The 17,000-nt window shown below is 53.3% G+C and carries 15 protein-coding genes and 2 tRNA genes; 11 read left to right on the forward strand and 6 right to left on the reverse strand.

The window, feature by feature from the left end; all coding sequences use genetic code 11:
* Positions 1–10: 10 nt before the first annotated feature.
* From ntrX to AY555_RS08320, 6 genes are all read left to right on the forward strand, one after another.
* Positions 11–1,414, forward strand: coding sequence for a nitrogen assimilation response regulator NtrX (gene ntrX, locus AY555_RS08295; RefSeq protein ID WP_066135517.1), 1,404 nt, complete (start codon positions 11–13; stop codon positions 1,412–1,414).
* A gap of 43 nt (positions 1,415–1,457) precedes the next feature.
* Entirely contained in the window at positions 1,458–2,837 is a 1,380-nt protein-coding gene (trkA, locus tag AY555_RS08300; RefSeq protein ID WP_066135519.1) for a Trk system potassium transporter TrkA, read from the forward strand.
* Between the two features lie 33 nt (positions 2,838–2,870).
* Entirely contained in the window at positions 2,871–3,560 is a 690-nt protein-coding gene (locus AY555_RS08305; RefSeq protein WP_156483342.1) for an HAD family hydrolase, read from the forward strand.
* Positions 3,561–3,635: 75 nt separating this feature from the next.
* A complete protein-coding gene (gene hfq, locus AY555_RS08310; RefSeq protein ID WP_066135523.1) occupies positions 3,636–3,887 on the forward strand; it encodes an RNA chaperone Hfq in 252 nt (83 codons plus the stop codon).
* Between the two features lie 23 nt (positions 3,888–3,910).
* Positions 3,911–5,200 (forward strand): GTPase HflX, encoded by a 1,290-nt coding sequence (hflX, locus tag AY555_RS08315; protein WP_066135525.1) that lies wholly within the window; start codon positions 3,911–3,913, stop codon positions 5,198–5,200.
* A 64-nt stretch (positions 5,201–5,264) separates the two neighbouring features.
* Positions 5,265–6,056, forward strand: a complete 792-nt coding sequence (locus tag AY555_RS08320) for an inositol monophosphatase family protein (protein ID WP_066135527.1) — start codon at positions 5,265–5,267, stop codon at positions 6,054–6,056.
* Positions 6,057–6,061: 5 nt separating this feature from the next.
* Here the strand turns inward: AY555_RS08320 and trmFO are convergent, their stop codons facing one another.
* Positions 6,062–7,435 carry a methylenetetrahydrofolate--tRNA-(uracil(54)-C(5))-methyltransferase (FADH(2)-oxidizing) TrmFO gene (gene trmFO / locus AY555_RS08325; RefSeq protein WP_066135529.1) on the reverse strand — a complete coding sequence of 458 codons (1,374 nt, stop codon included), beginning with the start codon at positions 7,433–7,435 and terminating at the stop codon, positions 6,062–6,064.
* A gap of 380 nt (positions 7,436–7,815) precedes the next feature.
* Here trmFO and AY555_RS11815 point away from each other — a divergent pair, with 380 nt between their 5' ends.
* On the forward strand, positions 7,816–8,028 hold the full coding sequence (locus tag AY555_RS11815) for a hypothetical protein (RefSeq protein WP_066135531.1): 213 nt from the start codon (positions 7,816–7,818) through the stop codon (positions 8,026–8,028).
* Here AY555_RS11815 and AY555_RS12355 read toward each other — a convergent pair.
* Positions 7,974–8,702: a helix-turn-helix domain-containing protein gene (locus AY555_RS12355; protein WP_082811951.1), complete on the reverse strand. Its 729-nt coding sequence runs from the start codon at positions 8,700–8,702 to the stop codon at positions 7,974–7,976. The two genes, AY555_RS11815 and AY555_RS12355, sit on opposite strands and share 55 nt — an antisense overlap.
* A gap of 630 nt (positions 8,703–9,332) precedes the next feature.
* Between AY555_RS12355 and yajC the strand changes: the two genes are divergently transcribed.
* Both yajC and AY555_RS08345 read left to right on the forward strand, forming a co-directional pair.
* Positions 9,333–9,698 (forward strand): preprotein translocase subunit YajC, encoded by a 366-nt coding sequence (gene yajC, locus AY555_RS08340; protein ID WP_066135534.1) that lies wholly within the window; start codon positions 9,333–9,335, stop codon positions 9,696–9,698.
* A gap of 27 nt (positions 9,699–9,725) precedes the next feature.
* On the forward strand, positions 9,726–10,100 hold the full coding sequence (locus AY555_RS08345) for an Mth938-like domain-containing protein (protein ID WP_245176912.1): 375 nt from the start codon (positions 9,726–9,728) through the stop codon (positions 10,098–10,100).
* A gap of 7 nt (positions 10,101–10,107) precedes the next feature.
* Here the strand turns inward: AY555_RS08345 and AY555_RS08350 are convergent, their stop codons facing one another.
* The 4 genes from AY555_RS08350 to AY555_RS08365 form a co-directional block, all read right to left on the reverse strand.
* Positions 10,108–11,292, reverse strand: coding sequence for a bifunctional 2-C-methyl-D-erythritol 4-phosphate cytidylyltransferase/2-C-methyl-D-erythritol 2,4-cyclodiphosphate synthase (locus AY555_RS08350; protein ID WP_066135536.1), 1,185 nt, complete (start codon positions 11,290–11,292; stop codon positions 10,108–10,110).
* A 48-nt stretch (positions 11,293–11,340) separates the two neighbouring features.
* Positions 11,341–14,028, reverse strand: a complete 2,688-nt coding sequence (locus AY555_RS08355) for a bifunctional acetate--CoA ligase family protein/GNAT family N-acetyltransferase (RefSeq protein WP_066135538.1) — start codon at positions 14,026–14,028, stop codon at positions 11,341–11,343.
* A 148-nt stretch (positions 14,029–14,176) separates the two neighbouring features.
* Positions 14,177–14,251: transfer RNA gene (locus AY555_RS08360), tRNA-Asn, on the reverse strand.
* An 11-nt stretch (positions 14,252–14,262) separates the two neighbouring features.
* Positions 14,263–14,336: transfer RNA gene (locus AY555_RS08365), tRNA-Cys, on the reverse strand.
* Positions 14,337–14,573: 237 nt separating this feature from the next.
* On the opposite strand from AY555_RS08365, the gene AY555_RS08370 reads away from it, so the two are divergent.
* Together AY555_RS08370 and AY555_RS08375 are read left to right on the forward strand one after the other, a co-directional pair.
* Positions 14,574–15,224 carry a protein-L-isoaspartate O-methyltransferase family protein gene (locus AY555_RS08370; protein WP_066135540.1) on the forward strand — a complete coding sequence of 217 codons (651 nt, stop codon included), beginning with the start codon at positions 14,574–14,576 and terminating at the stop codon, positions 15,222–15,224.
* 167 nt (positions 15,225–15,391) lie between these two features.
* Positions 15,392–16,750 (forward strand): TolC family outer membrane protein, encoded by a 1,359-nt coding sequence (locus AY555_RS08375; protein ID WP_082811953.1) that lies wholly within the window; start codon positions 15,392–15,394, stop codon positions 16,748–16,750.
* Positions 16,751–17,000: the final 250 nt, after the last annotated feature.

Here is a 17,000-nt window from a genome sequence, read left to right on the forward strand (position 1 = left end):
CGTTGGTCTCATGGCACGTGATATCCTGATCGTTGATGATGAAGCTGATATTCGGACAGTTCTGTCAGGAATTCTGGAGGATGAGGGGTATGTGACCCGCGGGGCCGGTAGCACCGAGGACGCTCTGATGTCTGTTGCTGATAAGGCTCCGGGGTTGGTTATCCTCGATATATGGCTGGAAGGCTCCGGGATGGATGGTCTCCAGCTTCTTGATATTCTGCGCCGTGATTATCCTTTGGTTCCCGTTGTTATGATTTCAGGCCACGGGACAATAGAAACAGCTGTTTCTGCCATTCGTAACGGTGCCTATGACTTTATTGAGAAGCCATTCAAGACAGACCGGCTTTTGCTGGTCGTCGAGCGGGCCTTTGAGGCCGCCCGCCTGCGCATGGAGAATCAGCAGCTAAAGAGTGCTATTTCTGTTCCATCTGATCTGCATGGGACGTCAATGGCTATCACGCATGTTCGACAGGCGATTGCCCGTGTGGCTCCATCGGGGTCAAGGGTTCTGATTGTTGGACAGGCTGGATCCGGCAAGGAAGTGGTGGCCCGGCTGATACATGCTCATTCCCGCCGTGCAGATGCTCCATTTGTTTGCGTCAACTGCGCTACCATGCACCCTGACCGCATGGAGATAGAGCTTTTCGGGACCGAAAGAGGCTATGAGGGAGAGCAAGCATCCAGAAAGATTGGCGTGTTCGAGCAGGCAGATGGTGGCACACTGCTCTTGGATGAAATCGGTGACATGCCATTGGAAACCCAGGGAAAGATTGTCCGTGTTTTGCAAGAGCAGACGTTCGAGCGCGTGGGGGGAACCAAGAAGATAGCAGTCGATGTTCGGGTTATTGCCACGACTACCCGCGACTTGCGTCTGTCCATTGCCCAAGGCGAGTTCCGTGAAGATTTGTATTATCGCCTGAGTGTTGTGCCAATACATGTTCCAGCCCTACAGGACAGGCGGGAGGATATCCCGGTTCTGTCACGCGTTATCATGGAGCAGGCTGCTCGTAGTACCGGCGCTCTACCTCGGTGCATCGGCGATGATGCCATGGCTGTGCTGCAATCCTATGATTGGCCCGGTAATGTCAGGCAGCTGCGCAATGTGATTGATTGGCTGTTGATCATGGCTCCCGGGGATAACGAGGACGTGATTCGCGCTGATATGTTACCGGCTGAAATCAGCCTGATTGTGCCGGAGGTCTTGTTACGGCTTGAAGGATCGGCTGAAATCATGTCGTTGCCTCTGCGCGATGCTCGTGAGATGTTCGAGCGGGAGTACCTGCTGGCACAAGTTACCCGTTTTAATGGCAATATCTCGCGAACGGCCGAATTCATTGGCATGGAACGTTCTGCTCTTCATCGGAAGCTGAAGAATCTCGGGGTGTCCAGCGAGGAGAAGGTAAGGGCACTGTAATCCTTGCCTGTTGGCTTGTTCAGGACAGCGGAGACTGTTGACCATGAAGGTTATTATTTGTGGCGCTGGCCAAGTTGGTCACAACATTGCGCATTATCTTGCTGCCGAGAAGGACAACGATATTACCGTTGTTGACCAACGGCCGGAATTGATCCGCAAGATACAGGACACGCTGGATGTAAAGGCCGTGGTTGGTCACGCCTCTTATCCCGAGATCCTCGAACAGGCCGGTGCCCGTGATGCCAGTTTGCTGATAGCGGTGACGGCAGTTGACGAAGTGAACATGGTTGCCTGCCAGGTCGCGCATTCCCTGTTTTCTGTTCCGACCAAGATTGCCCGCGTACGGAGCCAGTCCTATCTGGATCCCATGTGGGGTAATTTGTTTAATCACAATGATTTGCCTATCGATGTGATTATCAGCCCAGAGATCGAGGTTGCCCGTGCGATTGCCCGTCGACTGCAGGTTCCGGGAACGACAGATATTATTCCGCTTGTTGACAACAAGGTTCAGCTTCTGGGGGTGCGCTGTACGCCGGATACCCCGGTTCTGCATACGCCCTTGCGCCAGCTTTCGGCTTTGTTCCCCGATTTGCACTTGGTTATCGTTGGTATCGTCCGCAATGATCGCCCGATTGTGCCCTCTGCAGAAGATCAAATGCTTGAAGGAGATATTGTCTATTTTGTCGTGGCGACAGAGCATGTGAGCCGCGCCTTGGCTGCTTTTGGCCAAGAGGCACCGCAGGCCCGCCGCATTTTGATACTGGGGGGTGGGAATATTGCCCTGTTTCTGGCCCAGCAGATTGAGCAGGATCACCCAGATATATCCTTACGTATGGTTGAGTTGTACAAAGACAGGGCAGAATACATTGCTAGAACCCTGAGCCGGGCAACGGTCATCAATGGGGATGTTCTGGATCCCGAAATCCTGAAAGAAGCCGGTGTCAACCGTGTTGAAACCGTTATTGCGCTAACCAACGACGATGAAACAAATATTCTTTCGGCTATGCTTGCTAAGCGCTATGGCGCGGAGAGAACCATCGCCCTGCTCAATAAAACGACATACGGTGGTTTGGCTGGGCCTTTGGGCGTTGATGTTGTTGTTAATCCGCGCGGCATTACAGTTTCAAATATTCTGCTTCATGTCCGTCGGGGGCGGATCCATGCCGTTCATTCCCTTCAGGAAGGGTTTGGAGAGGTCATTGAAGCTGTTGCCGTCGATACATCTCCCTTGGTGGGCAAATCCTTGCGTGATTTCAAGCTGCCTCCGGGGGTTATGCTCGGGGCTGTCGTGCGAGGAGAACAGGTTATCATGCCCCGTGGTAATACCGTTGTTCAGGGTGGTGACAGGGTAGTTCTGTTTGCTGTTGCGGATGCCGTCAAGAAGGTTGAGAAAATGTTCTCTGTTCGCTTGGAATATTTTTGATTATTTGCAGCTCTGTATCATGAGATGAAGGTCATGATGGATCCTTTACTTGTATCCCCGCCGCAGGCCGTGCTTTTTGACTGGGATAACACGTTGGTTGATACGTGGCCGTGCATCCTGAAGGCCATGAATATGACCCTGGTCCATATGGGACACGCTCCTTGGACCCGTGAAGAGGGGATGGCACGCATTTCCCGTTCGCTACGCGATAGTTTCCCTGATCTTTTTGGAGAGCGATGGAGGGAAGCCCAAGATATCTTTTATGAATCTTTCCGGTCATGTCATTTGGATATGCTGAGGCCTCTTCCCCATGCAGAAGCTCTGGTGCGCCATATGCGTGGTATGGGGGCATGGGTTGGTATTGTCAGTAACAAGACTGGGGATTTGTTGCGGATTGAGGTAGAACATTTGGGATGGGAGGGCTTGTTCCATCGTGTGGCCGGAGCTGGTGATGCAAAAGCCGACAAGCCTCATGTCGAACACATTTTGTACGCTCTGCAGGGATCTGGTCTGAAGCCCGGCCAGGATATTTGGTTTGTTGGTGATCATGCTATCGATATGCAATGCGCTACGGGGGCAGGCTGTACACCCTTTCTTCTTCACCACGATGGCCCCTTGGCGGATGATCTTCTGTCATGGGCCCCGCTGGGTATTTATGGTAGCTGTGGGGAATTTCTTGATGTCTTGCGTACTCTTGCTGTTCCCAGCAATGAAAATAGATGATAACGAAAGAGACCCGACCGAAGGACGGTCCCCCCTGATGAAGGGGCAACAAAAAGTGGAAAGGTCATGACTCTCATGCCCAGCGAAAAATCCCAGAATATACAGGATGTTTTCCTGAACCATATCCGCAAGGCAAAAATTCCAGTCACTGTCTACCTTGTTAATGGGGTTAAGTTGCAAGGTATTGTAAGCTGCTTTGATAATTTCTGCCTTCTGCTCCGTCGGGATGGTCATACCCAGCTGATATATAAGCATGCTGTTTCCACCGTGATGCCGGGTGGTCCGGTGCAGCTTTTTGAACCCAAGCCTGAAGATGAACAAGAGTGAACCAGCCTTGCGTTTCATCCGTTATGGATTCTGATCGTTCTGCCGTTTCCGGGCGTAGTAAATCTGCGGTTCTGTGCCCGTTTTTAAAAAAGACAGCGAGTGGCGCGCGCGCTCCAGAGGCGCGACTGGCTGAGGCTGTTGGTCTCGCTCGGGCTATTGATCTGGATATTGTTCTGTCCGAGGTCGCCTTGGTCAGTGCCATCAGGCCAGCCACCTATGTAGGGGGGGGGCTGGTCGAGCGTCTTGCCCCTGTCCTCGATGATCTGGACGTGGATATAGTCGTTGTTGATGCGCGTCTATCCCCTGTCCAACAGCGAAATCTTGAGAAGGCGTGGGGAACCAAGGTCATTGACCGCACCGGGCTTATTCTGGAGATCTTCGGTGCCCGTGCACGAACTCGTGAAGGTCAGCTACAGGTTGAGTTGGCCCATCTTGAGTACCAGAAATCGCGCCTTGTCCGGTCTTGGACGCACTTGGAGCGACAAAGAGGCGGCTTTGGTTTTATGGGAGGGCCGGGGGAAAGTCAGATTGAGATTGACCGTCGTCTTATCGGCGATCGTATTGTCCGCCTGAAGAAAGATCTTGAATCGGTGAAGAGGACCCGGACTCTTCACCGGAAAGCGCGCAAGAGGACACCCTTTCCCATTGTCGCCCTTGTCGGGTATACAAATGCGGGAAAATCCACGCTTTTTAACCAGATGACCCGTGCTGCCGTTATGGCGGAAGACCAGCTTTTCGCGACGTTGGATCCAACGATGCGTGCCTTGCAGTTGCCATCCGGTCGGACAGTGATTCTGTCAGATACGGTTGGTTTTGTCTCTGATCTCCCGCATGAGTTAGTGGCTGCATTCCATGCCACGCTGGAAGAGGTTCTTGAGGCTGACCTGATCATACATGTCCGGGATTGTGCACATCCCGACAGTGAATCTCAGAAACGGGATGTTGAGAAGGTTCTGCGTGATGAACTGGGTCTGGATCCCGCTGTTGAGGGCAGGGTTGTCGAGGTTCTTAACAAGGCAGATCTTCTTCTGGAGTCTTCCGTCGATCCAGACACCGGGGCACTTCTTTTGTCAGCCTTGTCCGGGGATGGTGTGGGCAATGTGCTGCACCGTATTGACGACTGTCTGGCCTTAGCACGTGTGGCTGTAGAGCTGGTTGTTCCGCCTTCTGATGGAAAAATGCTGGCGTGGATCTATCGAAAGGGAGAGGTCCTGAGCCGGGAGGACCATGAAGAGGGGGTGCGTCTGATCGTACGCCTTGATCCCGCTGATGCCGGACGTTTGGCGACCAGGACAACAAGTCTTCCCGATTGACATGGGCATCTAAGCAGGTCCCATTGTTCTGGTTACTCCTTGATCTATGGAGTATACCTATGAAATGGACGATGCTTTTCTTGCCCTCGTATCAGATATTATCCGGGACACTGCGAAGACAGAAATCCTGCCCCGGTTCCGTGCGTTGTCTGCAAGCCAAGTGCAAAGCAAGACATCCGCTAATGACTTGGTAACAGAAGCGGATATCTTGGCCGAGCAGAGGCTTTCCGTTTTGCTGACGGAAATTATGCCTGAATCTATGGTCGTTGGTGAGGAAGGCTGTCATGCTGACCCTGATTTGATACGGGCTATTGGAACAGCACCGCTTGTGTGGGTTGTTGATCCGCTGGATGGTACCGCCAATTTTGTCAGTGGAAATCCTGTTTTTGCAACGGTTGTTGCCTTGGTTCGTGATGGTGTAACCATGGCGGGGTGGCTGCATGACCCTGTTAACGATGTTACCCTGTGTGGATACCGTGGCAATGGGGTGATCCGCAATGGCGTCAGGGTTCGGTTGGAGCCGCATGATCGTCCGCTGTCAGAACGTACAGGATCACCGGGGGCCAATACGCCCAAGTCTCTTCAGGGGCGCTTTGCCCATAACATTCGTCATGGAAGTGCGGCCCATGATTATATGGCGTTGATCTCCGGACGTATAGAGTTTGCCGCTTTCCGCAGGCTTGCCCCGTGGGATCATGCAGCAGGGGTTCTGCTGTATGAAGAAGCCGGTGGTATTAGCGGATTTATGGATGGTAGCCCGTACAGCCCAAGCATCCACGAAGGATTCTTGATAGCAGCCCAGAGCCGTATGCTCTGGAACGAAATTGCTGAAGCTTTCCGCTCTGCTGCGTCGTAGGGGCCTTATGAAAAGAAGTTACCCTTCCGCCATGCATCAAGATTGGCCAATGCGCGTTGTGCATACAGGGGCTTGCGTTCGCGTCCCTTGATTCTCTTGCCTCTTGCATCGCGATCATCGGTCAGCTCCGGGAAAAGACCGAAGTTGATATTCATGGGCTGGTAGGTGTCTGAAACAGCGCCCCCGGTGATGTGGGCAAGCATGGCCCCCATCGCGGTTGTGATGGGGGGGGAGTCAAGGTGTTTGCCCAAGACATCCGCAGCGGTAAAGAGCCCTGCCATCAGCCCGACAGCTGCGCTTTCGACATAGCCTTCGCAGCCTGTAATTTGTCCGGCAAAGCGGATGTCCGGTCTATTCTTCAAGCGCAGTCTATGGTCCAGAAGGCGAGGGCTGTTCAAGAATGTGTTCCGATGAATGCCGCCCAGCCGTGCGAATTCTGCATTTTCAAGGCCGGGTATCATTCTGAACACGCGGCTCTGTTCTCCGTACTTCAACTTCGTCTGGAAACCAACGATGTTGTAGATTGTACCCAAGGCGTTATCTTGCCTAAGCTGCACAACAGCATAGGGTTTCTGCCCGGGTGTGTGCGGATTGGTCAGCCCAACCGGTTTCATGGGGCCATAAAGAAGCGTTTGTCGTCCGCGTTCGGCCATGACCTCAATGGGCAGGCAGCCTTCAAAATACGGTGTGTCTTTTTCCCAGTCCTTGAATTCCGTTTTCTCAGCTGCCAATAGAGCATCCAGAAATGCTTCGTATTCTTCCTGCGTCATAGGACAGTTTATATAATCTGTTCCGGTGCCCTTGTCATAGCGTGACTGGAACCATGCCTTTGACAGATCAATAGAATCCTTGTGTACAATTGGAGCAATCGCATCAAAGAAGGACAAGGATTCCTCACCCGTAGCGGTGCGGATTTCTTCTGCCAAGGGTGATGATGTCAGGGGGCCTGTTGCAATAATTGTTTGGCCCCACGTTTCCGGAGGCAGTGTACGCAGTTCGGTGCGCTCGACACGTATATTCGGATGATCCTGCACACGTTTGGTAATGAATGCGGAGAAGGCTTCCCTGTCGACAGCCAAGGCGCCACCCGCTGGTACTTTTGTGTGATCTGCTGCTTCCATGATCAAGGATGAGCAGCGCCGCATTTCTTCGTGCAAAAGACCTACGGCATTGTAAAGGGCATCATCAGAACGAAAAGAGTTCGAGCAGACGAGCTCGGCGAGGTGATCTGTTTGATGGGCATTGGTTGTAGTTTGTGGACGCATTTCATGGATAACAACTGAAACACCGGCATTGACCAGCTGCCAGGCTGCTTCGCATCCAGCCAGTCCACCGCCGACAATATGAACGTGCCGGGCTGTGTTGTTATGTGTAGCCATGAGAATAGCGTCCTCTTTCCTGCACTGTTCCAGAGGATGCTCTCCTATCCCGGTGATGCAAAAACCTCAAGCGGCAATTCTCTATGGATGCACGCAGGATGGATTTTTTTCTGTCATGTGCAGCGTATAGATCTATGCGTGTTTTTCCATACTATCTATTTGATAGATAGAGATAATTATGTATCCCGACGTTCTTGATCTCGTTAATCGAGGTGAATATGATCCGGGTTCTTCGCCTTCAGTATATGGCTGGCGGGCGGAGAGGCCACCGGGCTGCAACCCGGTGCCCAGAGGGTCTTGCACACCCCCCGGCAAATCAAACTGGCCAGGATTGACCTGCCGCCGCCCGGTCCATGCGCATGGACAGGAGACGGCATAACATGGGGTGTTTTTCTATGTGCGAAAAAAGCCGGGGTTGTGATGGAAAGTCTGTTTCAGATGCCGGGTTCGATCAGAATGATTATTTCGGAGCGCCGATCTGGCGTGGCTCTATCCTCTGGAAGTACGGAATACTTCGTCTGCTGCCAACGCCTGACGATTACCCCGAATGGAAAGCCGGGGGCGTTGATGATCCCAAGGGCAGTAGTGCCTGATAGGCACCTATAACGACGGCTATTACAGATGTATGAGGTGCATCAGGAGCCGGCCAAGGAATGGGCGGTAATATTGGGTCTGGTGATGGCACCGTCAGCACGCGCGAGCCATCTTTCTGCACCTTCAGGCGCCGTGCTGTCAATTCGTACCGATCCGGAGACGGCATGAAGCGCCGTACAATGACCCACATGCCATCTGTTACAGAGACTGGGACATCTGCGACAGGAACGCATATGAGAACGCTACCTGCTTGGAAGATATCGTATATGCCCCCCGAGCCAACCTGTAACCCGTATGCAGTTGACCAAGGGTTTCCGGGGGGCAGGGGGCAGATCCGGTGTTTTTCTGGTGGCCATTCGGGAAATTTCACCCACTTTCCCGGACAGACTTCTCCTCGAACAATGACTTGCGAGGGCGAGACGCTAGATTTGTCAGTGTTATTTCCCTTATTGCATTCTGGGGTTTCGCCGTGAAGAAGCCAGTCTGACGAAACGCCAAGAAATTCAGCCAGTTTGGCCAAGTTATCAGCGCGCGGTGATTTTGTGCGGCCTGACCTGATATCCCTTAAGAAGTCAGGTTTCAGTCCCGCGGCAAGGCACAGGGCCCGCTGTGACTTGATTCCTCGTTGAGAAGCCAGGAGCATCGCCCTGGCCACGATGCTTTTACTGGTCATGGCATTGGCCTGATTCTAACGAACCGGAGCGTGAAATATCCCTTATGGAGCCGTGCCTGTCATCACGGAAGTTTCCGTTTGACTTTTGAGGTATTTTTCCCTCATATCTCCCCTTCTGATGGAAACGTGTTCAAGGGGAAGGGAAGTGGCTGGAGTCATGTTCCTCAAGACCGGATTAAGGTCAGAGTGGCTTTGGGCAGATTCCCTGAATATGCGCCATCATTTCAGGTATGGCCTATATGCAGAGTGTAAGGACCTGCGCATTTTCCGCAAAAAGCTGGAGGCGGTGTTTTCGTCCTTTTCTCCGGACATCGTGTTGTATACGAATCCCTTCCAGAGTTATGGTGTATCATCCGAAAGTCTTGGTCAGGCTCTTGTTATAAAACAACTTTCTTCTATATATTATTATGTTTCTCAAGAGATTGACCTATCTTTGGAGGGCTGTATCCTCAGTTCTTGTCTCATGAACGATGAGATATTGAAACCACGGTGTGATTGTGTCTGTGACCATCGTCTGTCAGGCATGAAATTTCCCCGTTGTGCTGCGGATTGCATTTGCAATGGGGTTATGCAGCAGTATATTCGCCGCCCGGAATGTTATCCGATGCCCGCTTTTCAGGAGAATTGCTGATGTTGATTTCCCCCGCCCATGCCCAGGCTGTTGATGCAGCAGCCGGAGGCATGCAGTCTGGTCTTCTGCAGCTTTTGCCATTGGCACTTATTTTTGTTGTTTTTTACTTTCTGCTGATTCGTCCCCAGCAGAAACGCATGAAGGCTCATCGCGAAATGCTGGCCAACGTGCGCCGCGGTGATGTCGTCGTGACGTCGGGCGGGATTATTGGTACCGTTACGAAGGTTATGGATGCCGAGCTTCAGGTTGAGATTGCAGAAGGGGTGAAGGTCAAGGTTGCCCGCGAAATGTTGGCTTCTGTCAACGCAAAGACCGAACCGTCCAAGCCTGCAAAAGAAAAGGAAGATACCAAGGAAAGTGTCTAGTCTGATCCCATGCTTATGGAGAGAAAAATGGACATTACACCGGTTGTTCCCGCAGGCAGGCAGATTATCTCCGCCTATGGCGACGGTAACTTTCGTATTGCCGGTACTGTCTGGAGCTCTCCTATTCTTGTGTTTCCGACTTTTTCCTGCTCGTGGGATGTTTCATCACCGGAAAGTTTGACCGCTGAGTCCTTTCGGTCCGTGCAGGAATATAACCCCGGTATTGAGATTGTATTGATTGGGGGAGGGCGGACCTCCCCCTTCCTTCCAACTTCTCTGCGTCAAGTGCTAGGCGAGATGTTTGCGTCCTGCGACGTTATGGATACCGGAGCCGCTTGCCGTACTTTTAATGTACTGTTGGCCGAGGACCGCCGTGTTGCGGCGGCCCTTTTCCCTGTTTGAAACAGCGCTACCCCGCTGGCAATAATACGGTTGCAATAGCCTGTGCGGCTATGCCCTCTTTTCGTCCTGTAAATCCGAGGCGTTCTGTCGTCGTCGCTTTGATGCTGACCCGGGACCCCGGAATATCCATAATCCGTGCAAGGGACAGGATCATGTCCTGACGATAGGGCCCAAGTTTGGGCTCTTCGCAGATTATGGTGACGTCGACATGGATGATGCGGCCAGCCTGCTGGCGGATCAGGTTGCAGGCATGTTCTAGGAAGATTCGTGATGGTGCGTCTTTCCAGTGTGCGTTTCCGGGGGGGAAATGAACGCCGATATCGCCGGCTCCGATACAGCCATACAGGGCATCGGTCAGGGCGTGCATGGCAACATCAGCATCAGAATGACCAGACAGCTTTCTGCAAAAGGGAATGCTGACGCCACAGAGGGTCAGGGTGTTTCCTGTTGTGAAGGCATGAACATCAAAGCCAATACCCGTTCGTGTTTCCATGTTGATGCAAGGTACCTGGCTGCCTTTGTCCACATCATCTGACCAAGTGATTTTATAGTTTTCAGACGAGCCTGCGACCATTTGCACCGGGCCTTTGCCAAGATGCTCCAGAAGGGCAGCATCATCCGTCAGTGACAGGCCGGCACACTGTCTGTGTGCATCAAGGATTGTCTTGAAGCAAAATCCTTGGGGTGTTTGTGCGCGCCACAACCCTTTCCGGCTGACAGAGTGGAGGACGACACAATCACTATTAACGCTTTTGAGTGTGTCTGCGACTTCCGTCCCGGGTATTGCTGCGGGGGCGGACTGTAGGGCTTGCAAAACAGCGTCAATCACATTTGGCCCTGCAAAGGGACGGGCAGCATCGTGGATCAGGACAAAATCGGGAGCGTGTTTGCAGAGGGCCTCCAAGCCGTTCCGGACACTGTCCTGTCGCTCTTGCCCACCAAAAACAGGCGTGCACAAGGGAAGATCGCCAACGGCTTCCTGGTACAGGGCTTCATCGTCGGGGTGGATAACAACCTGTATGCCGTCAATATCGGGATGGTTCAGAAAAGAACATACTGATTGCCGGATAACGGGTTGGCCATTGACTATGGCATATTGCTTGGGAACGGGGCCGCCAAAGCGGTTGCTGCGCCCTGCGGCAACAATGATGGCATAGACTTTTGGGGAAGCAGGCACAGAAGGAAACACCATGAACAGAAGGCTCCGGCACGGGATATCAGGGGGACGTTATAAAAGAGTTCAGTGCGTTTCCAGAAGATCCAGTTCAACCTCGGCAACGTCAACATCAACATTGCGTACCCGCCGGAAACCAAGTTGTTCAACAAAGGTCAGCATCCTCTTGTTTTCTATAAGGATCTGCCCGGTCATTTTCCGTACTTCCGTACTGCGACAGTAGCGGATCATTTTATTCATCAAGGCGTTCCCCAAGCCGGTTCCCTTCAGGTCGGAGCGCACAACAATCGAGAACTCAGCCTCTTCATGATCCGGATCATTGACAACCCGGACTACGCCCAGTGTCTCGCTTTGACCCTCTGCGTCGTATCCTACGGCGATGAAAGCCATCTCACGATCGTAATCGATCTGGGTCATCCGGGCCATCTGGCTGCGTGGCAACTCTTGGATCACGCCAAAAAAGCGGAAGCGGATATCTTCCGGATCAAGTCTTGATACAAAAACATGATGGTTTGGCTCATCCTCCGGACGAATGGGACGCAGGATGACATCCTGCCCGGTGCGCATGGTATAAACCTCTTCGAGCTCCTTGGGGTATGGTCTGATCGCCAAGCGGTCGACAAGCGATCCGCCTCTCCATGGAGCGATTTCTACCTTGGCATCCAAGGCAATAACGCCTTGGTGATTGCAGAATAGGGGATTTATATCAAGCCACTGTATTTCCGGAAGATCTATGGCCATCTGGGCAACCTGTACCAACGCCAAGCACAAGGCTTCCATGTCGGCTGGTTCCTGATGCCGGAACCCTTGCAGAAGGCGGGACACCCTGGTTCTTTCCACAAGATCCCGTGCCAGTGTCATGTTCAAGGGGGGCAGGGCAATGGCATGGTCATTGATAATTTCCGTTGCTGTTCCACCATGGCCAAAAAGGATAACCGGGCCAAAGACCGGATCAACGTGTAAGCCAATGATAATTTCGTGTGCATTTTCCCTTTTTTCCATCCGCTGAACGGTGAATCCGCGTATTTCAGCATCGGGAAAATTATCCTTGATACGGGCCAGCATACGCCGGGCGGCTGTTTCTGTATCATCAGCTCCGAAGAGGCCGAGACGAACACCGCCCTTGTCGCTCTTGTGGTGAATGTCCGGTGACAGGATTTTCAGGGCCAGGGGGCCGGCCATTTCCTCCGCGATACTACGGACTTCCTCGGGCGAATGGGCAACCCGTGTTTCGACAACAGGAATGCCATATGCCGATAACAGGGCTTTCGCTTCCGGTTCGGAGAGGGTGCTGTGTCCGGCCTCCAAGGCTTCAGAGATAATCCGACGTGCCATTTTTGTGTTGGCCGTGAATTCTGTTGGCAGGCTTGCCGGAGTTTCCATGAGCAAGTCTTGGACCTGCCTGTATTTGATCATATGCAAAAAAGCCCTGACGGCTTGGTGCGGGGTCTGGAAATTGGGTATTCCGGACTGATGGAACAGGGCTCTCGCCTTCTCCACGCGATCGTCCCCAACCCAGCAGGCCATGACGCTTGTGCGCTTGTTCTGGCGGGCTGTGGCAACAATCTTTTCGGCGACTTCCAAGGGGTCGCTTTGACAGGTAGGGGCGTGCATGACAAGGATGCCATCCACCTCACGAGCTTGTGCCAAGGCACCAAGTGCCGCAGCGTACCTAGCTCCGTCTGAATCACCGTGGATTTGTACCGGATTGCCATGTGACCACGTGGCATTCAATGCCTTTGACAGGCTTTCAAGGGTCTCGTCCGATAGCTCTGCCAGCGTTCCACCTTCATCTAGAAGATCATCGACTGCAAGGATGCCTATGCCCCCGCCATTTGTCAGAATGGCAAGGCGTGGTCCTTTCGGGCGGTTGATGATGGCAAGGGTCTCGGTCGCCGAAAAAAGCTCCTCGATGTCGTAAACCCTCAGCATGCCCGCGCGCCTTATGGCCGCTTCATATACGTCATCATTGCCGGCCAAGGCACCGGTATGGCTGACCGTGGCGCTTTGTACCGCAGGGTGACGCCCGGCTTTTATGACCAGAACAGGCTTGTTACGCGCTGCCGATCGGGCGGCTGACATGAAGTTGCGACGTTCAGGAATGCTTTCCATATACAAAAGAATGGCGCGTGTGTCGGGATCTCCACCTAGGTAGTCTAGGATATCGCCGAACCCCGTGTTCATCATGCCGCCAAGCGAAATAAAGTGAGAGAAGCCAATGCCGCGTGGCCAAGCCCAGTCCAGAACGGCTGTACACAGAGCGCCGGATTGCGAGACAAAAGCAATCTTGCCCGGATGTGCGGCTTGAGGGGCCATGCTGGCATTCAGGCCAAGGGCAGGGACCTGAAGCCCAAGGCTGTTGGGTCCAAGAAGGCGGATGTCGTAGCGCAGTGCTATATTCAGCAGCTGTCCGGTCAGTGCCGGGTTGTCGGAGACGCGCCCCAGTCCGGATGTAACCGATATGGCGGCTTCGGTTCCACGTTGGCCAAGGCTTTCAAGTGCGGCAACGGATTCCTCTGGTGGGACAGCCAGAATGGCAAGATCCGGCACAATAGGAATGGATGCAATATCAGGATAGGCCAGTACGCCCTGTACTGATGTGTACTTTGGATTGACCGGTAAGACGGGCCCCCTGAAAGCCCCATGCAGAAGATTCCGCATGACAACGGTTCCGACGCTGCCCTGTGCATGAGATGCACCGATGACAGCCAGTGAACTTGGACGCAGTAATTTTTCAAGATGGCGTACGCCCATGGTTTCCGACCTTCGGGAAGAGCAGGCCAACAAGGACAAAAAATTGCACAGACAAGGATACACCACATGGCGCATTTCTGCACACAGCACAAAGACCTGTGTGTCTGAAGATCAGATGGCATATTTCAGGGGGGATGTTCTAGAAATATGGCTCCGGCGGTAGGATTCGAACCTACGGCAACCCGATTAACAGTCGGGGGCTCTACCGCTGAGCTACGCCGGAACATAAAAATTTGGAGGCCGGGACCGGAATCGAACCGGTATACAAGGATTTGCAGTCCTCTGCATCACCACTCTGCCACCCGGCCTCGCGACTCGCTGCAAACCCGTGCCAAAAGCAGAACTGCAACCGAGGAAGCGGTTTATATCGATGGCCTATCATCCGGTCAACAGAGAAAATAGCCCCGAAGCACCAATTATTTCCGGGATCGGACCAATCCGATGTGTCCATTGTCAAGGCTACGACAGAAGGCTATAAACAGGGAGTGTTGTGTCTGCACACAACCTGTCCACATTGAAGCATCACGTTTGCAAGGGGTTGCCGCATGGATTACGCCATTGCCCGCCACAATATGGTCGAAGGCCAGATTCGTCCCAATGGGGTGACAGATCCGGCTGTTATTGAGGCAATGACCGCGGTCCCCCGCGAGGCTTTTGCCCCGCGCCATCTGCGTTCTGTTGCCTATGCTGATGATGATCTGGAAATAGGGAACGGTCGTATTCTGATGGAACCCATGGTTCTGGCCCGCCTGTTGCAGGCAGCTGAGATTGATCCGTCCGATGTGGCACTTGAAATTGGCACTGGCAGTGGTTATGCGACGGCTGTTCTGTCGCGTATGGTGTCGACAGTGGTTTCCGTTGAATCCGACCTTGAGCTGATCAAGGGAGCAAGTGCGACCTTGACTTCGCTGGGGGTCGATAACGCAGCTATTGTATCCGCTCCTTTGGTTAGCGGGTATCCGGCCCAGGCACCCTATAATGTGATACTGGTGAATGGGGCCGTTGAGTTTATCCCAGATGCCTTGCTGGAACAGATTGCCCCGGGTGGCCGTCTGGTTGCTGTTCTTGACAAGGGCGGGCAGGGAACTGCTGTGCTGTATACGCGTTCGGGGAATGCCGTTGGTCACCGGCGTCTTTTTGATGCGAATATCCCATTGCTCCCCGGGTTTCGTGCACCGCGACGTTTCCAGTTCTAGTTTCTGTCGCTGATTTGGAAGCGTAGCCAACAGTCGTGGGTTGCGTTACGCTTCCAACGCTCTATAGTCTTACCCGCTTTATGTATTTTTGCGTGTCCGGCCTAACTTACGGGCACAGTGGTTTTGTTGCTCCCGTATTGGCGGGACGTTGCGGGTGGACACGACGGATGAAAAAAACGCTTTCAGTTTTTGCTGCTGCCGCATTCTTTCCGGGCCTTGTTTTTCCCGTTTGTACGCAGGCGATGTCGCTGGAAGATGCGCTGGCTGCTGCGTACGCCGGTAATCCGGAGCTGCAGGCTGATCGGGCGCGTGTTCGTGCTGTTGATGAAAAGGTGCCGCAGGCTTTGTCAGGCTGGAGGCCCCGTGTCCAGCTTTCCGGAACGTCTGGTTACGCGCGTGACCATTCTAACACCCGTCAAAGCCGCGATGGATACCAAAGCTCGAACCCACGCACGGTTAGTGTAAAACTTGAGCAGGATATTTTTTCCGGCTTCAGGACTGTCAACGACACAAAAGCGGCTGAGAATACGGTGAAGGCGGCTAGGGCCCAGCTGGCTGTCACAGAACAGACTGTTCTGCAATCTGTTGCCGAAGCTTATCTGAACGTTGTGCGGGATCAGGCGGTTGTCGATCTGAACCGCAATAATGAACAGGTTCTGGCCCGTCAGCTTGAGGCCACGCAAGACCGGTTCAGGGTTGGCGAATTGACACGTACTGATGTCAGTCAATCCGAAGCGCGCTTGGCTAAGGCAACGGCGGATCGCATTAATGCTGAAGCCCAGCTAAAAGCAAGTCGTGCTAATTTTGAACGGCTGGTTGGTCTTCCTGCAGACGACATGCGGTATCCGTCCGAACCTCCACACTTGCCTGCCTCACTCGATGAAGCAGTGGAAGCATCACAGGCTATGCATCCCAATGTTCTGGCTGCGGAGTTTTCTGCGGAGGCGGCCCAGAATACGGTTGATGCCACGGGTGGTGAGTTGATGCCTGCGGTAAAGCTCCAAGCCGATCAAACCAAAACCTATGACCAATCACTGGATGGTGCCCGGACCAAGGGATACCGCATTATGGCTGTTGTTGATGTTCCCCTGTACGAAGCAGGTGGAGCAACTTGGTCCCGTTTGAGGGAAGCCAAGCAAAAAGCCGGGCAGGCACGGCTTCAGGTTGACGATGCAAGAAATAAGTCGCGCGAGCTTGCTGTCCGGGCTTGGGAGAGTCTTGTTGCCTCAAGGGCGCAGATTGAATCAATCCAAGCTCAGATAGAGGCTGCTACTGTTGCACTGGAAGGTGTGCAGAGGGAGGCTCAGGTTGGATCAAGAACGGTTCTGGATGTTCTAGATGCCGAGCAGGAGTTGCTGAACGCAAGGGTCAGTCTTGTTACGGCCCAGCGGAATGAACGGGTTGCGGCGCATTCCCTGCTGTCTGCTGTCGGGCGTCTGGATGCCAAAACTCTTGGTTTGGATGTTGGTATTTATGACCCCATCGAGCATTATAACGATGTGGAAGGGGCATGGTTCGGGTCTTGACAAGGGGGTGATGACCCTGTTTTGGCTGACAGGACCAATCTTGGGATACCGCAGCCAAACCGGGGCTGTCCTGCCTAGAATGGCAGAAAAAAGGCGTTCTTGGCCTGATTTCCCGTTTTTGCTCCAAGGGTTGCCTTGTCGCCCACGTCGTGGCAGCATTTTTTTTGCCGCAATCGGATAGAAACAGCGATATCCTGTTGTTTGCAAAATCTTAGGCGGCAATGATATATCGGTTCCCCGGACGGTGGGC

It is taken from the genome of Haematospirillum jordaniae (assembly GCF_001611975.1).
Classification (GTDB): Bacteria; Pseudomonadota; Alphaproteobacteria; order Rhodospirillales; family Rhodospirillaceae; genus Haematospirillum; species Haematospirillum jordaniae.

What these genes read in the sequence shown, in the direction of transcription:
- ntrX (WP_066135517.1), top strand. Translation starts at nt 11, where the DNA reads ATGGCACGTGATATCCTGATCGTTGATGATGAAGCTGATATTCGGACA.
- trkA (WP_066135519.1), top strand. Translation starts at nt 1,458, where the DNA reads ATGAAGGTTATTATTTGTGGCGCTGGCCAAGTTGGTCACAACATTGCG.
- AY555_RS08305 (WP_156483342.1), top strand. Translation starts at nt 2,871, where the DNA reads ATGATGGATCCTTTACTTGTATCCCCGCCGCAGGCCGTGCTTTTTGAC.
- hfq (WP_066135523.1), top strand. Translation starts at nt 3,636, where the DNA reads ATGCCCAGCGAAAAATCCCAGAATATACAGGATGTTTTCCTGAACCAT.
- hflX (WP_066135525.1), top strand. Translation starts at nt 3,911, where the DNA reads ATGGATTCTGATCGTTCTGCCGTTTCCGGGCGTAGTAAATCTGCGGTT.
- AY555_RS08320 (WP_066135527.1), top strand. Translation starts at nt 5,265, where the DNA reads ATGGACGATGCTTTTCTTGCCCTCGTATCAGATATTATCCGGGACACT.
- trmFO (WP_066135529.1), bottom strand. Translation starts at nt 7,435, where the DNA reads ATGGCTACACATAACAACACAGCCCGGCACGTTCATATTGTCGGCGGT.
- AY555_RS11815 (WP_066135531.1), top strand. Translation starts at nt 7,816, where the DNA reads ATGGGGTGTTTTTCTATGTGCGAAAAAAGCCGGGGTTGTGATGGAAAG.
- AY555_RS12355 (WP_082811951.1), bottom strand. Translation starts at nt 8,702, where the DNA reads ATGACCAGTAAAAGCATCGTGGCCAGGGCGATGCTCCTGGCTTCTCAA.
- yajC (WP_066135534.1), top strand. Translation starts at nt 9,333, where the DNA reads ATGTTGATTTCCCCCGCCCATGCCCAGGCTGTTGATGCAGCAGCCGGA.
- AY555_RS08345 (WP_245176912.1), top strand. Translation starts at nt 9,726, where the DNA reads ATGGACATTACACCGGTTGTTCCCGCAGGCAGGCAGATTATCTCCGCC.
- AY555_RS08350 (WP_066135536.1), bottom strand. Translation starts at nt 11,292, where the DNA reads ATGGTGTTTCCTTCTGTGCCTGCTTCCCCAAAAGTCTATGCCATCATT.
- AY555_RS08355 (WP_066135538.1), bottom strand. Translation starts at nt 14,028, where the DNA reads ATGGGCGTACGCCATCTTGAAAAATTACTGCGTCCAAGTTCACTGGCT.
- AY555_RS08370 (WP_066135540.1), top strand. Translation starts at nt 14,574, where the DNA reads ATGGATTACGCCATTGCCCGCCACAATATGGTCGAAGGCCAGATTCGT.
- AY555_RS08375 (WP_082811953.1), top strand. Translation starts at nt 15,392, where the DNA reads ATGAAAAAAACGCTTTCAGTTTTTGCTGCTGCCGCATTCTTTCCGGGC.